The sequence below is a fragment of the Streptomyces sp. NPDC087787 genome (assembly GCF_044743035.1).
Taxonomy (GTDB): Bacteria; Actinomycetota; Actinomycetes; order Streptomycetales; family Streptomycetaceae; genus Streptomyces.
Genome location: NZ_JBIUVQ010000023.1, coordinates 52,080 through 65,900 on the forward strand (window position 1 = coordinate 52,080; position 13,821 = coordinate 65,900).

Here is a 13,821-nt window from a genome sequence, read left to right on the forward strand (position 1 = left end):
GCTCTCACTCCTCGCCCAGGATCTGCGGCACCTTGAAACGCTGCTGCTCCTGGGCCGGGGCGCCGGAGAGCGCCTGCTCGGAGGTGAGCGACGGACGGACCTCGTCCGCGCGCATGACGTTGGTCAGCGGCAGCGGGTGGGAGGTCGGCGGTACGTCTTGGTCGGCGACCTCGCTGACGCGGGCCACCGCGCCGATGATGTCGTCGAGCTGTCCCGCGAGGTGGTCTAGTTCCTCGGGCTTCAGCTCCAGACGCGCCAGCCGGGCGAGGTGGGCGACCTCCTCGCGCGTGATGCCAGGCATGCAGCGATCCTCTGGGGTGAGTGTGTGTGCTTTGGCCCAATCCTATGGGGCCGGGCGGGGTGGCCGTGAAACGGTTTCCCGGACGGCGCCGCGCGGGGCCGGCGTCCAGCGCCGCGCGTCCCCGGCGCGACCGCTCAGGAAGTGGCTGTCGTACGGGTCCTGCGCCTCCGGCAGGCTCTCCGGGGCGGCCTCGCCCGGGCGGACGCGCGGGAGGTGGCGGAAGTACGCGAAGCGCTCGACGCCCGGAGTGACAGGGATCGTCACTCGTCGGCCGCCGCCGCGGGCAGCGCCGCGGCGGGCCGCTGCCAGCCGCGCGACCCGCGCGCCCGCAGCCACGCCGTCGTCTCCTCCGGCGGCATCGCGGCCGCGACGAGCCAGCCCTGTACGGCGTCGCAGCCGAGGTCCCGCAGCCGCTCCCAGGTCTCGTCGTCCTCGACGCCCTCCGCGACGACCAGCAGACCGAGGGAATGCGCGAGGTCGACGGTGCAGCGCACGATCTCGGCGTCCTCCGTGTCGACCGCCAGCCGGGCCACGAACGAGCGGTCGATCTTCAGCTCGCTCACCGGCAGCCGGCGCAGGTGCACCAGCGAGGAGTAGCCGGTGCCGAAGTCGTCCAGCGACATCTTCACGCCGTGCCCCGTCAGGGCGTGAAGGGTGTCGGCGGCCCGCTGCGGGTCCTCAAGCAGGACGTGCTCGGTGATCTCCAGCTGGAGCGCTCCGGCCGGCACGCCGTGCCTGGCCAGCCGCGCGGCCACAGAACCGGCGAACCCGGGTATGTGCACATCGCGCGGGGAGACGTTGACCGCGACCGGCACGTACAGGCCCTGGGCCCGCCACCGGGCGACCTGCGCGAGCGCGGTCTCCAGCACGTACTCCGTCAGATGGGGCATCAGGCCCGAGGACTCGGCGATCGCTATGAACTCGTCCGGCGGCACCTTGCCGCGCTCGGGGTGCACCCAGCGGACCAGCGCCTCCAGGCCCGCGACCTGCCCGTCGAAGCGGACCTTCGGCTGGTAGTGCAGCTGGACCTCGTGGGCGTCGAGGGCACGGCGCAGATCGCCCAGCAGCCCCAGCCGGTCGGGGGTGTTGGAGTCCCGCTTGGACTCGTAGACCTCCACGCCCGTGCGGTCCCGCTTGGCCTGGTACATCGCCACGTCCGCCCGGCGCAGCAGGCCTTCGGCGTCCAGGGCGTGGTCGGGGAAGACGGCGACTCCCGCGCTGGCCTCCAGGACCAGGGTGAGCCCGTCGAGGTCGAGCGGGGAGCTGAGCACGGTGACCAGGGCGCGCGCGATCCGGGTCGCGGACGTCGTGGAGTCGGCGACCGGCAGCAGCACGGCGAACTCGTCTCCGCCGAGCCGCGCGGCCTCCGCCCCGCGCGGCAGCGCCTGCCGCAGCCGGTCGGCGATCTGCAACAGCAGCCGGTCCCCGGCGAGATGACCGAGGGTGTCGTTGACCGAACGGAACCGGTCCAGGTCGATCAGCATCAGCGCGGACCGGGCACCGATGCGTTCGGCGTCGTCCAGGGCGGTCCAGATGCGCTCCAGGAGCCACTGCCGGTTGGGCAGTCCGGTCAGCGGGTCGCGGAGCTGCTCCTCGGCCCGGGCGCGGGCTATCCACAGGGAGGAGTCGAGGGCGATGAGCGGGACGGCGAACAGGGGCAGCAGGACGGGTTTGGCCACGGCCACGACGCAGACCAGCGGGGAGATGCCGAGCAGGGCGACGGCGACCAGGCCCTGTCTGATCACGGCAGTGCGGGCGACGGTGGGCGCGCCGGGGCCGCGGAGGTGGTGCACGAACCAGAGCAGGCCGCGGGTGACGAGCAGGTAGGCTCCCGCCGCCAGCACGACCGGGGCCACGGTGGAGGTCGTCCAGCCGGCCGGGTTCCAGGGGCTCTCCACGGTCGGTGTGCGGCCGAAGGCGCCCAGCACCAGGCCGCCGGCGCCGATACCGAGGATGTCCACCGCCCCGTGCAGCACGCCCTGCCGCCAGCTGTGGCGCCTGGCCGCCGCGACCAGGACGACGACGGTGAGGCTGACCATGCCTGCGGGCACCCAGCCGTAGAGCAGCAGCACGGCGACGGTGAGGGTGGCACCGGAGCCGGTGCCGCCCCACCAGCGGGCCCGGCCGAGCATGACCAGGTGACCGACGATGACGCCGGTGAGCAGGGCCAGGCACCAGCCGGCCGTGCCGGACGGGAAGAGCGCGTGCTGGTCGGTGAACGCCCGGTACACGCCGACGCCCAGCACGGACGCGGCAGCGGCGACGATCGACGCGGGCAACACGGAGCGGGACGGGTGCCGTTCGGGTTCGGTGCCGGACGGTCCGGAGAAGCGTTCGACGGCCGTGTGTGCGGAGGCGCGGGCGCGCGCGACGGTGTACTGTCCCGCAACGCGTCCGGCGTGCTCCGTCGCGCCCGGACGCGCCGGCGTCCGCTCCCGTCTCCCCCGCCACGCGCCGGCCATCCGGCGCAGCCGTGAGTGCGGGGCGGCGCTCTCGGTCGGTTCCATTCCCGTCCCTCTCACAGCCGGCGGTTGCCCACGCCACGCGGCCCGATGCCCCACAACCTCTGGACGGCACCGCGCTGAAAGACCCTTCCACGTACTCCTGACGAGCACGGGGATGCCCCGGCCGCGGTTGGGCACGGCGGGCGCACAGCTCAACAGTAGGCCGCGGAAGGCTTCCACGGGCAGCGGTCGTCGACGGTTGCCCGAATGCGCCCCGGCCGCCCGTATGCATCTGGTATGCGCCGAACGGGCGGAGTTCAACCGCTACTCGTCGGCCGGAAGCGCGACTTCGGCCGCCGCGTCCGGTCCGCGCTCCAGGAGGACGCCGAAACCGTCCTCGTTCAGCACGGGCACCTTGAGTTGCATCGCCTTGTCGTATTTCGAACCGGGGTTGTCGCCGACCACCACGAACGAGGTCTTCTTCGACACCGAACCGGTCACCTTCGCCCCACGGGTCTGCAGCGCCTCCTTGGCGCCGTCGCGGGTGAACTGCTCCAGGGTCCCGGTCACCACGACCGTCAACCCCTCGAGCGGGCGCGGGCCTTCGTCCTCGCCGGAGCTCTCCTCCTCCATGCGGACGCCGGCCTCGCGCCACTTGCGCAGGATCTCCTGGTGCCACTCCTCGGCGAACCACTCCTTGAGCGAGGCGGCGATGATCGGGCCGACGCCCTCCGTGTTCGCCAGCTCCTCCTGGGCGGCCTGCTCGATGCGGTCGACGGAGCGGAACTCCCGGGCCAGCGCCTGGGCCGCGACCGGTCCGACATGACGGATCGACAGTCCGGTGAGGACGCGGGCGAGCGGGCGCTGCTTGGCGGCCCGGATGTTCTCCAGCATCGCCAGCGCGTTCTTCTTCGGCTCGCCCTGCTGGTTGGCGAAGACCGTGACGACCTTCTCCTCGCCGGTCTTCGGGTCGCGCTTGGGCAGACCGCTGTCCTGGTCGAGGACGTAGGCCTTGATGGGGAGCAGTTGCTCCACCGTCAGGTCGAACAGGTCGCCCTCGTCCTTCAGCGGCGGCTCCGCGGGCTCCAGCGGCTTGGTGAGGGCGGCCGCGGCGACATAGCCGAAGTGCTCGATGTCCAGCGCCTTGCGCCCCGCCAGATAGAACAGGCGCTCACGCAACTGGGCCGGGCACGCACGCGCGTTGGGGCAGCGCAGATCGACGTCGCCCTCCTTCATCGGCCTGAGCGGCGTACCGCACTCGGGGCACTCGGACGGCATCACGAACTCGCGCTCGCTGCCGTCGCGCAGGTCGACGACCGGCCCGAGGATCTCCGGGATGACGTCACCGGCCTTGCGCAGCACGACCGTGTCGCCGATGAGCACGCCCTTGGCCTTGACGACGTCCTGGTTGTGCAGAGTGGCGAACTCGACCTCGGAGCCGGCCACCGTGACCGGCTCGACCTGCGCGTACGGCGTGACCCGGCCGGTCCGGCCCACGCCCACCCGGATGTTGACGAGCTTGGTGTTGACCTCCTCCGGCGCGTACTTGTACGCGATCGCCCAGCGCGGCGCGCGGGAGGTGGAGCCCAGCCGGCCCTGGAGCGGAATCTCGTCGAGCTTGACGACGACGCCGTCGATCTCGTGCTCCACGGAGTGGCGGTTCTCGCCGTAGTGCGCGATGAACGCGCGGACGCCGTCGAGGTCGTCGACGACCCTGTTGTGCCGGGAGGTGGGCAGGCCCCAGGACCTGAGCAGTTCGTAGGCCTCGGAGAGGCGGGTGAGGCCCTCGAACCCCTCCAGGGCGCCGATGCCGTGGACCACCATGTGCAGCGGCAGTGTCGCGGTGACCTTGGGGTCCTTCTGGCGCAGTGAACCGGAGGCGGAGTTGCGGGGGTTGGCGTACGGCTTCTCGCCGGCCTCGACACGGCGGGCGTTGAGGCCCTGGAAGGCCTCCATCGGGAAGTAGACCTCCCCGCGGATCTCCACCAGGCCCGGCACGTGGTCGCCGTTCAGCCGGTGCGGGATCTCGGCGATCGTCATCACGTTGGGCGTGATGTCCTCGCCGACGCGGCCGTCGCCGCGGGTGGCCGCGCGGGTGAGCCTGCCGTCCTCGTAGGTCAGGTTGACCGCGAGGCCGTCGACCTTGAGCTCGCACAGGAAGTGATGTCCGGTGGTGCCGACGTCCTTGGCGACCCGGTCCATCCAGGCGGCGAGCCCCTCGTCGTCGAAGACGTTGTCCAGGGACAGCATCCGCTGACGGTGCTCGACCTCGGCGAGGCCGGTCTCGTACGCCACGGCGACCTTCTGGGTCGGCGAGTCGGGCGTGCGCAGCTCCGGGTACTCCTCCTCCAGCGCCTCCAGTGAGCGCAGCAGCTGGTCGAACTCGGCGTCGCTGATGACGGGAGCGTCCTTGACGTAGTACCGGAAGCGGTGCTCCTCGACCTGCTCCGCGAGCCGCGCGTGCTTCTCCCGTGCCTCGGCGGGCACCGTTGTCTCCGCTTGCTGCTTGTCGCCGGCCACCGTGTTGTCCTCCCGTTACTCTGGGTTGTCCGCGAGCGATCTCGCCGCCCGGACGCAGTGGGCGAGCGCCTGGCGCGCGTACGCGGGGGAAGCGCCCGCGAGTCCGCACGCCGGGGTGACCGTGACCGCCTCGGCGAGAAGCTCCGGCCGCAGCCCCAGCCTGCGCCACATCGTCCTGACACCCATGACGCTACCGGCAGGGTCTGACAACGGGCCGTCCGTGCCGGGGACGACACCGGCGAGGAGCCGGGTGCCCGCCTCGACCGCCTCCCCGATCGCCTCGTCGTCACGCTCGGTGAGAAGCGAGACGTCGAGGGAGACCGCCGCGGCACCCGCGCGGCGCAGCAGGGCGAGCGGAACGTCCGGAGCGCACGAATGGACCACGACGGGCCCCTCGGCATGCGCCCCGAGGACGTCCCGGAGCGTGGCCTCCACGATCTGCCGGTCGACGGCGCGGTGGGTCCGGTAACCGCTGGCGCTCCGCACCTGCCCGCGCAGGACGGCGGTCAGGGACGGTTCGTCGAGCTGGAGGACGAGCCGGGCGCCGGGAACGCGCCGGCGCACCTCCGCGAGATGGAGCCGCAGCCCCTCGGCGAGCGAACCGGCCAGGTCCCGGCAGGCGCCGGGGTCGGACAGGGCCGCCTCGCCGTTCCTGAGCTCCAGGGCGGCTGCGAGCGTCCACGGCCCCACCGCCTGCACCTTCAGCGCACCCTCGTACCCCTGGGTGTACTCCTCCAGGGCGTCGAGGTCCTCCCCGAGCCAGGACCTCGCCCGCCGGGTGTCCCGGCCCGGCCGGTCCCCGAGCCGCCAGCCGCTGGGCTCCACGCGCGCGTAGAGCTCGACGAGCATCCCCGCGGTGCGCCCGATCATGTCGGCGCCGGGGCCGCGTGCGGGCAGCTCGGGCAGGAAGGGGAAGTCCTCGAAGGTGCCGGTGACGGTCTTGACGGCCTCCCGGGCGTCCCCACCGGGCATGGATCCGACGCCGGTGGCGGCGCCGAACCTGAACTGGCTGTTGTCGCTCACCCGGGAAGCCTACGCAACCCGCCGGGGTCGGGGCCGCCTCAGGGGGCGGCGGCCTCCCGGGACCGCCGCCGGCCGCGCGTCACCGGCCCGGACGCACCGTCAGGTCGTTGACCTCCGCGTCCCGCGGCAGGTCGAGCGCCATGACGATGGTCGTGGCGACGGATTCGGGGTCGATCCACTTGCCGGGGTCGTACTCCTTGCCCTCCTGCTGGTGGACCTTGGCCTGCATGCGGCTGGCGGTGCGGCCCGGGTAGACCGAGGTGACCCGGACCCCGTTGCCGTGCTCCTCGTGGCGCAGCGAGTCCGCCAGCGCCTTCAGACCGTGCTTGGAGGCGGCGTACGCGGACCAGTCGGCGTGGGCGCTCAGGCCCGCGCCCGAGTTGACGAACACCACGTGGCCGCGCGAGGCGCGGAGCTGGGGCAGGAAGTGGCGGGTCATTTCCGCGGGGGCGATCAGATTGACGTCGAGCTGGTGGCGCCAGGTCTTCGGGGTGAGTTCACCGACCGGGCCGAGGTCGACCACGCCCGCGATGTGGAGCAGGGAGTCCACCCGGTCGGGCAGCGTCTGGTGGGAGAACGCCCAGCTCAGCCGTTCGGGTTCGGCCAGGTCGCCGACCAGCGTCCGGGCGCCGGGGAACGAGGCGGCCAGTTCCTTGGCCCGCCCGGCGTCGCGCGCGTGCAGCACGAGCTCGTCCCCGCGCGCGTGCAGGCGGCGGGCGACGGCCGCGCCGATGCCGGAGCCGGCCCCGGTGATCACATGAGTAGCCATGCCCGCCATGCTCGCACCACCGGTTCAGCCGGTGCGCAGCGCCTCTTCCAGATACGTCATCGCGCCCGCGGGCTCCTCGGCGAAGAACACCAGCTCGGCGAGCGGCCGGGGCAGGAAACGGTCCTCCTCCATCCGGCGGAACTGCTGCTTGAGGCCGTCGTAGAAGCCGTCGCTGTTCAGCAGCACCACCGGCTTCTCGGTCCGGCCGTGCTTCTTCAGCTCCAGGATCTCGGTGGCCTCGTCGAGCGTGCCGGTACCGCCCACCATGATCACGACGGCGTCGGCCTTCTCCAGGAGCAGCCTCTTGCGCTCGGCGAGGTCACGGGCGATCACCATCTCGTCCGCGCCGGGCCGCGCCTTCGCCGACAGGAAGTCGACCGACACGCCGATCAGCCGGCCGCCCGCCTCGTGCACACCGTCCGCGACCACCTTCATCAGACCGGTGTCGGATCCGCCCCAGACCAGGCTGTGGCCACCCTTGCCGATGAGACGGGCGAATTCCCGCGCGGGGCGGGTGTAACGGTCATCGAGATCGGCGGCGGAGAGGAAGACGCAGATGTTCATGCGCCCACGGTACGTGGCGGGGACACCGGCCCCGAGGGCGGGAAGAAGCGGGGTCCTGCGGGCGCTGTACCGGCTATGACCCAAGGACACACGATCACGATCGACAAGAGCGGCGAACGCGTGCGTGTGGTGCGCGACGGCCAGGTCCTCGCGGAGAGCGACCGCGCCCTGGTACTGCGCGAGACGGGGTGCCCGCCGCGCTACTACCTGCCGCCCGAGGACGTACGCCTCGACCTCCTGGCGGCGTCCGACACGCACACGTACTGCCCCTTCAAGGGCACGGCGTCCTACTGGTCCCTGCCCGGCGCGGCGGACCTGGTGTGGGCCTACCCCGACCCGAAGCCGGGTGTCGCCGAGATCAGGGACCACCTGTGCTTCTACGACGTCGAGGTGTTGTGACCCGATGAGGCCGCCGCCGCGTGGCAGTCTTCAGTGGCATGACTGGCATGTCGGGCATGGACAAGAAGACCGTCTCGCGTGACGGCACCTCCCTCGCCTACCGCCGCACCGGGCAGGGCCCGGTCGTCGTCCTCGTCAGCGGCGCGATGTCGACCGGCGCCACGCTGGCGCCGCTGGCGGCGGCGCTGTCGGACCGCTTCGACGTCGTCGTCTACGACCGCCGGGGCCGTGGCGGGAGCGGGGACACGGCGCCCTACGCGGTGGAACGCGAGGTCGAGGACCTGGCGGCGCTGATCGACGCGGTGGGCGGCGAGGCGGCGCTGTACGGCGTCTCCTCCGGCGGCGCGCTGGCCCTGCGGGCGGCGGCGGGCGGGCTGCCGGTCCGGCAGGTCGCCGTCTACGAGGTGCCGTTCGCCGTGTACGAGGGCGGCGGGCGGGAGCGCGCCGAGTACACCGCCGAGCTGACCGCGGCGCTCGCCGAGGGCCGGCGCGGGGACGCGGTGGAGCTGTTCCTGCTGCTGACCGGGCTGGCGCCGCAGATGATCGCCAGCGCCCGTCAGTCACCCATGTGGGCGGGGATGGAGGCGATCGCGCCCACGCTCGCCCACGACGACGCGGTGATGGGCGACGGGCTGGTCCCCCGCGACCTGCTGGCCTCGGTGGCAGTGCCGGTCCTGTCCGTGGCGGGCGGCGCGAGCCCGTCCTGGCTGCGCGAGGCGGCCAGGGCGGTCGCCGAGGCCGCGCCCCGTGGCACGTACCGGGCCCTGGAGGGCCAGACCCACGCGGTGGAACCGGAGGCGCTCGCGCCGGTGCTGGCGGAGTTCTTCGCCTCCTGAACCGGTCGCTCTGAACCGGTCGCTGCCGCGGGTCCTCGGCCCGGCCGGCCCGACGGTCCTGCGGTGCTTTCGCGCCGTCCTGCCGGGCGCCGGCCGGGGCAGCCGCGTCCCCGGTCGCGGCCCGGCCGGCCTCCGCACTGTGCGGGCGCGGTCCTCGCCGACGGCGCGGTGGTCCGGGGCCGGAAATGCGCCGGGCCCCGGCGGTGTTGGCCCCCGACGAGACGGCGGCACGCCCGACGGGGGCCGCTCGCCGCGACCGAAGGGACACCGCAGCCATGACCAGCACCGCACCCGACGCCACCGAAGCCACTTCCGCGAGGACCGCTCCCCGCTCCTGGACCGTGGCCGTGCTCGGCCCCGGCGGCGTCGGCGGACTGCTCGCCGCGCTGCTGTCCCGGGCGGGTCACCGGGTGATCTGCCTGGCCGGGGACGCGACGGCGCGGTCCCTGCGCGAGGGCGGGATACGGGTGCGCAGCGGCCAGTTCGGGGAGTTCACCGCCAAGGTCGAGGCGGACACCGAGCTGCGGGAACCGGTCGACCTGTGCGTGGTGGCCGTCAAGCACACCAGCCTGGACGCCGCCCTTGACCGGGTCCCGCCCGCCATGCTCGGCGCGGACGGCCTCGTCCTGCCGCTCCTCAACGGCATCGAGCACCCCGGGACCCTGCGCCGCCACTACGGCGACGACCGGGTGGCCGCGGGCGTCATCCGCGTCGAGTCGACCCGCGTGGCGCCCGGTGTCATCGAGCACGGCAGCCCGTTCACCGAGATCGACCTGGCCGGGGAGAGCGCGCACCCGCTCACCGGCCTGGCCGCCGTGCTGGAGTCCGCCGGGGTGCGGACCCGCGTGGCCGGCTCCGAGACCGCCGTCCTCTGGGCGAAACTGGCCTTCCTCGCCCCCTTCGCCCTCCTCACCACCCGCTACGACGCCGCCATCGGCACGGTCCGCACCGGCCACCGCGAAGAACTGCTCACCCTTGTCGGCGAGATCACCGCCGTAGGCCGCGCCGCCGGGGCGCCGCTCGACGCGGACCGGACCCTGGCGATGTACGACACGTTTCCGGCCGGCATGAAGTCCTCGATGCAGCGTGACGCCGAGGCCGGCCGCGCCCTGGAACTCGACGCCGTCGGCGGCGCCGTGCTGCGCGCCGCCGAACGGTACGGCGTTCCGGCGCCGACGGCCGCGCGGCTGGTGTCCGAACTGGCATCCCTGTGATCGACTCAACATCTTTCAGGGGGAGTCGGCGACCCTAGACTCCCTGCGCGGGGCGGCGAACGACCGTGCCCGCACGGGGAGCAGCCATGCGTTACGCCGACCAGCCCGGCACCCACCGCGAGGTGCACATCGCGGCGGAACCCTCGCGGGTGTGGGAAGTCGTCACCGACGTCGAGGCCATGGCCGGGTGGAGTCCCGAGCTGGTGCGCGTGGAGTGGCAGGACGGTGCCGACCGCCCGGCTCCGGGCGCCCGTTACGTCGGGCACAACCAGAATCCGCTCGTGGGCGAGTGGCACACCCTCTCCCACATCACGGAGGCCGTCCCGGGCCGCACCCTCACCTGGTGCGTGATGGACCCGACCGGACGGTACGGCAAGGCCTCCGAGGACCCGGCGGACCGGATGGCCACCTGGTCCTTCGCCCTCGCCCCGGCGCCGGAGGGGGGCACCGTGCTGCGCCAGTCGGTCACGATCGGCCCCGGCCGCTCCGGCCTGAGCGGGTACATCGACCGCGCCCCCGACCAGGAGGAGGCGATCATCGCCTTCCGCCTGGACCAGCTCGGCCAGGGCATGGACGCCACCCTGACCGGCATCAAGGAGACGGCGGAGCACCGGTCTTAGCGCTGCGTGCGGCGCCGTCCCCGGCGCGTGCGTCAGACCGCCGTGCTCGGCTCCTTCGCCCGTACCGTCGTGGCGATCGTCGCCGAGCCCACCACGCGCGTGCCGTCGTACAGCACGACCGCCTGGCCGGGGGCCACGCCGCGGACCGGCTCGGTGAAGGCGACCCGGAGTTCACCGCCGACGAGCTCGGCGGTGACCTCTGTCTCGCCGCCGTGGGCGCGCAGTTGGGCCGTGTAGGTGCCGGGACCGGAGGGCGCGGTGCCGCACCAGCGGGGCCTGATCGCGGTGAGGGCGGTGACGTCCAGGGCTGAGGCCGGGCCGACCGTCACCGTGTTGTTCACCGGGGAGATGTCCAGGACGTAGCGCGGCTTGCCGTCGGGCGCCGGGGTGCCGATGCGCAGACCCTTGCGCTGGCCGATGGTGAAGCCGTACGCGCCCTCGTGGCTGCCGACGACCGCGCCCGACTCGTCGACGATGTCGCCCTCGGCCTTGCCCAGGCGGCGGGCCAGGAAGCCCTGGGTGTCGCCGTCGGCGATGAAGCAGATGTCGTGCGAGTCGGGCTTCTTGGCGACGGCCAGGCCCCGGCGCTCGGCCTCCGCGCGGATCTCGTCCTTGGTGGTGAGCGTGTCCCCGAGCGGGAACATGGCGTGCGCGAGCTGCTGGTCGTCGAGGACGCCGAGGACGTACGACTGGTCCTTGGCCATGTCGGAGGCGCGGTGCAGCTCGCGGGTGCCGTCCTCGTTGAGGATCACCTTGGCGTAGTGGCCGGTGCAGACCGCGTCGAAGCCGAGCGCCAGCGCCTTGTCCAGGAGCGCGGCGAACTTGATCTTCTCGTTGCAGCGCAGGCACGGGTTCGGCGTGCGGCCGGCCTCGTACTCGGCGACGAAGTCCTCCACGACGTCCTCGCGGAAGCGCTCGGCGAGGTCCCACACGTAGAACGGGATGCCGATGACGTCCGCGGCGCGGCGGGCGTCGCGCGAGTCCTCGATGGTGCAGCAGCCCCGCGCGCCCGTACGGAAGGACTGCGGGTTCGCGGAGAGCGCGAGATGGACGCCGGTGACGTCGTGGCCGGCTTCCGCGGCGCGCGCGGCGGCGACGGCGGAGTCGACCCCGCCCGACATGGCGGCGAGGACGCGGAGGGGGCGGGAGCGCTGCGGGGTGTCAGTCATAGCCCTTCCAGGGTAAGGGGCGCGGGAACCAGGGCCGCCGGAGATGCGTTGAAGATCGCATGGGGGCGAAGAAGACGGACGGGCAGCGGCGGCCGGGGCGGCGGGCCCTGCTGCTCGGCGGGGTGGCGCTGGTGGTGGGCGGGGCCGCGGTGGAGCGCAGCGGGCTGGCCCGGCTGTGGTGGCGGCTGCCCGGCGCGCAGAAGCCGCGGGTGGAGGGCGCGGTCGACTTCGTGGGCGCCCGGTGGGTGGCCGCCTCCCCGGCGAACTACCGGGCGGCGGACCGCCCGGACGACTACCGGATCGACCGGGTCGTCATCCATGTCACCCAGGGCAGCTACGCGAGTGCGGTGAAGGTGTTCCAGGACCCGGGGCACGGGGCCGCCGCGCACTACATAGTCGGCGCGGACGGGCATGTCACGCAGATGATCCGCGAGCTGGACGTGGCGTTCCACGCGGGCAACCGGGGGTACAACGAGCGGAGCGTCGGCATCGAGCACGAGGGCTTCGTCGACGACGGCTCGTCGTTCACCGACGCGATGTACGCCGCCTCGGCGCGGCTGACGGCGGGGATCTGCGGCCGGTACGGCATCGCCGTCGACCGGGAGCACATCATCGGCCACGTGGAGGTCCCGGGCGCCGACCACACGGACCCGGGCCCCCACTGGGACTGGGACCGCTACATACGCCTGGTCCGCGCGGCCACAGCCGCCCGGACCCGAACCGCCCGGACCTGAGGCGCGGCGCCCGGGCGCGTCACGTCAGCCCCGCCACGCGGGCCCGTTCCACCGCCGGGCCGATGGCCTTCGCGACCTCGTCGACGTCGGACCGGGTGGACGTGTGGCCGAGGGTGAAGCGGAGAGTGCCGCGGGCCAGGTCCGGGTCGGTGCCGGTGGCGAGCAGGACGTGGCTGGGCTGGGCGACGCCCGCGGTGCAGGCGGAGCCGGTGGAGCACTCGATGCCCTGGGCGTCCAGCAGGAGCAGCAGGGAGTCGCCCTCGCAGCCGGGGAAGGTGAAGTGGGCGTTGGCCGGAAGGCGCCCCTCCGGTGCCGGGTCGCCGCCGAGGATCGCGTCCGGGACCGCCGAGCGCACGGCGGCGATCAACTCGTCGCGCAGCGCGCCGATCTCGGCGGCGAACCACTCGCGCCGCTCGGCGGCGAGCCGGCCGGCCACGGCGAAGGAGGCGATCGCGGGCGCGTCGAGGGTGCCGGAGCGGACGTGCCGTTCCTGGCCGCCGCCGTGCAGGACGGGCACGGGGGCGTACTCGCGGCCCAGGATCAGCGCACCGACGCCGTACGGGCCGCCGATCTTGTGGCCGGAGACCGTCATCGCGGCCAGTCCCGAGGCGGCGAAGTCGACCGGGACCTGCCCGAACGCCTGCACCGCGTCGGCATGCAGCGGGACCCCGGACTCGGCGGCCACGGCGGCCAGTTCGCGCACCGGCAGCAGCGTGCCGATCTCGTTGTTGGCCCACATGACGGTGGCCAGGGCCACGTCGGCGGGGTTGCGGGCGATGGCCTCGCGCAGCGCCTCGGGGTGGACGCGGCCGTAGGAGTCGACCGGCAGGTACTCGACGGTGGCGCCCTCGTGCTCGCCGAGCCAGTGCACGGCGTCGAGGACGGCGTGGTGCTCGACGGGGCTGGTCAGGACGCGGGTGCGGGCCGGGTCGGCGGCGCGCCGGGCCCAGTACAGGCCCTTGACGGCGAGGTTGTCCGCCTCGGTGCCGCCGGAGGTGAAGACGACCTCGCTGGGGCGGGCGCCGAGGGCCTCGGCGAGGGTTTCGCGGGCCTCCTCGACCCTGCGGCGGGCCGCGCGCCCGGACGCGTGGAGAGAGGAGGCGTTGCCGGTGACACCCAGTGCCGCGGTCAGCGCCTCTGCCGCCTCCGGGAGCATCGGGGTGGTCGCGGCGTGGTCGAGGTAAGCCATGGTGAGGCCGATTCTACGGGCGCCCGCGGCCGGCCCGGG

At 73.5% G+C, this 13,821-nt stretch carries 13 protein-coding genes; 5 read left to right on the forward strand and 8 right to left on the reverse strand.

Translation table 11 applies throughout. The features are described from left to right. Positions 1 to 4 precede the first annotated feature (4 nt). From gatC to ACIOWN_RS29535, 6 genes are all read right to left on the reverse strand, one after another. Positions 5 to 301, reverse strand: a complete 297-nt coding sequence (gene gatC, locus ACIOWN_RS29510) for an Asp-tRNA(Asn)/Glu-tRNA(Gln) amidotransferase subunit GatC (RefSeq protein ID WP_100572135.1) — start codon at positions 299 to 301, stop codon at positions 5 to 7. Positions 302 to 561: 260 nt separating this feature from the next. Beyond that, on the reverse strand, positions 562 to 2,808 hold the full coding sequence (locus ACIOWN_RS29515) for a bifunctional diguanylate cyclase/phosphodiesterase (protein ID WP_362354232.1): 2,247 nt from the start codon (positions 2,806 to 2,808) through the stop codon (positions 562 to 564). A 261-nt stretch (positions 2,809 to 3,069) separates the two neighbouring features. Then, the gene (gene ligA / locus ACIOWN_RS29520; protein ID WP_401983809.1) at positions 3,070 to 5,265 is read right to left on the reverse strand and encodes an NAD-dependent DNA ligase LigA; all 2,196 of its coding nucleotides are present in this window, start codon (positions 5,263 to 5,265) and stop codon (positions 3,070 to 3,072) included. A gap of 15 nt (positions 5,266 to 5,280) precedes the next feature. Beyond that, a complete protein-coding gene (locus ACIOWN_RS29525; RefSeq protein ID WP_362354236.1) occupies positions 5,281 to 6,288 on the reverse strand; it encodes a methionine synthase in 1,008 nt (335 codons plus the stop codon). 79 nt (positions 6,289 to 6,367) lie between these two features. Beyond that, a complete protein-coding gene (locus ACIOWN_RS29530) occupies positions 6,368 to 7,066 on the reverse strand; it encodes an SDR family oxidoreductase (RefSeq protein WP_362354238.1) in 699 nt (232 codons plus the stop codon). 15 nt (positions 7,067 to 7,081) lie between these two features. Continuing rightward, positions 7,082 to 7,621: a TIGR00730 family Rossman fold protein gene (locus ACIOWN_RS29535; RefSeq protein WP_362354240.1), complete on the reverse strand. Its 540-nt coding sequence runs from the start codon at positions 7,619 to 7,621 to the stop codon at positions 7,082 to 7,084. 75 nt (positions 7,622 to 7,696) lie between these two features. Here ACIOWN_RS29535 and ACIOWN_RS29540 point away from each other — a divergent pair, with 75 nt between their 5' ends. The 4 genes from ACIOWN_RS29540 (at position 7,697) to ACIOWN_RS29555 (ending at position 10,690) form a co-directional block, all read left to right on the forward strand. Next, positions 7,697 to 8,020: a DUF427 domain-containing protein gene (locus ACIOWN_RS29540; protein WP_362354242.1), complete on the forward strand. Its 324-nt coding sequence runs from the start codon at positions 7,697 to 7,699 to the stop codon at positions 8,018 to 8,020. Positions 8,021 to 8,076: 56 nt separating this feature from the next. Next, entirely contained in the window at positions 8,077 to 8,856 is a 780-nt protein-coding gene (locus tag ACIOWN_RS29545; RefSeq protein WP_362354338.1) for an alpha/beta fold hydrolase, read from the forward strand. 275 nt (positions 8,857 to 9,131) lie between these two features. Beyond that, entirely contained in the window at positions 9,132 to 10,070 is a 939-nt protein-coding gene (locus tag ACIOWN_RS29550) for a ketopantoate reductase family protein (protein ID WP_401983810.1), read from the forward strand. 86 nt (positions 10,071 to 10,156) lie between these two features. Further along, a complete protein-coding gene (locus tag ACIOWN_RS29555) occupies positions 10,157 to 10,690 on the forward strand; it encodes an SRPBCC family protein (protein WP_401983812.1) in 534 nt (177 codons plus the stop codon). 32 nt (positions 10,691 to 10,722) lie between these two features. Here the strand turns inward: ACIOWN_RS29555 and mnmA are convergent, their stop codons facing one another. Beyond that, positions 10,723 to 11,859, reverse strand: a complete 1,137-nt coding sequence (gene mnmA / locus ACIOWN_RS29560; RefSeq protein WP_401983813.1) for a tRNA 2-thiouridine(34) synthase MnmA — start codon at positions 11,857 to 11,859, stop codon at positions 10,723 to 10,725. 59 nt (positions 11,860 to 11,918) lie between these two features. Between mnmA and ACIOWN_RS29565 the strand changes: the two genes are divergently transcribed. Next, positions 11,919 to 12,593: an N-acetylmuramoyl-L-alanine amidase gene (locus tag ACIOWN_RS29565; RefSeq protein WP_362354267.1), complete on the forward strand. Its 675-nt coding sequence runs from the start codon at positions 11,919 to 11,921 to the stop codon at positions 12,591 to 12,593. Between the two features lie 19 nt (positions 12,594 to 12,612). Here the strand turns inward: ACIOWN_RS29565 and ACIOWN_RS29570 are convergent, their stop codons facing one another. Continuing rightward, on the reverse strand, positions 12,613 to 13,782 hold the full coding sequence (locus ACIOWN_RS29570) for a cysteine desulfurase family protein (RefSeq protein WP_362354269.1): 1,170 nt from the start codon (positions 13,780 to 13,782) through the stop codon (positions 12,613 to 12,615). Positions 13,783 to 13,821: the final 39 nt, after the last annotated feature.

Bases quoted from the DNA above. Each gene is read 5' to 3' on its own strand.
- ACIOWN_RS29545 (WP_362354338.1), top strand. From the start codon at position 8,077: ATGGACAAGAAGACCGTCTCGCGTGACGGCACCTCCCTCGCCTACCGC.
- ACIOWN_RS29550 (WP_401983810.1), top strand. From the start codon at position 9,132: ATGACCAGCACCGCACCCGACGCCACCGAAGCCACTTCCGCGAGGACC.
- ACIOWN_RS29555 (WP_401983812.1), top strand. From the start codon at position 10,157: ATGCGTTACGCCGACCAGCCCGGCACCCACCGCGAGGTGCACATCGCG.
- ACIOWN_RS29540 (WP_362354242.1), top strand. From the start codon at position 7,697: ATGACCCAAGGACACACGATCACGATCGACAAGAGCGGCGAACGCGTG.
- ACIOWN_RS29565 (WP_362354267.1), top strand. From the start codon at position 11,919: ATGGGGGCGAAGAAGACGGACGGGCAGCGGCGGCCGGGGCGGCGGGCC.
- mnmA (WP_401983813.1), bottom strand. From the start codon at position 11,859: ATGACTGACACCCCGCAGCGCTCCCGCCCCCTCCGCGTCCTCGCCGCC.
- ACIOWN_RS29535 (WP_362354240.1), bottom strand. From the start codon at position 7,621: ATGAACATCTGCGTCTTCCTCTCCGCCGCCGATCTCGATGACCGTTAC.
- ACIOWN_RS29515 (WP_362354232.1), bottom strand. From the start codon at position 2,808: ATGGAACCGACCGAGAGCGCCGCCCCGCACTCACGGCTGCGCCGGATG.
- ACIOWN_RS29570 (WP_362354269.1), bottom strand. From the start codon at position 13,782: ATGGCTTACCTCGACCACGCCGCGACCACCCCGATGCTCCCGGAGGCG.
- gatC (WP_100572135.1), bottom strand. From the start codon at position 301: ATGCCTGGCATCACGCGCGAGGAGGTCGCCCACCTCGCCCGGCTGGCG.
- ACIOWN_RS29530 (WP_362354238.1), bottom strand. From the start codon at position 7,066: ATGGCGGGCATGGCTACTCATGTGATCACCGGGGCCGGCTCCGGCATC.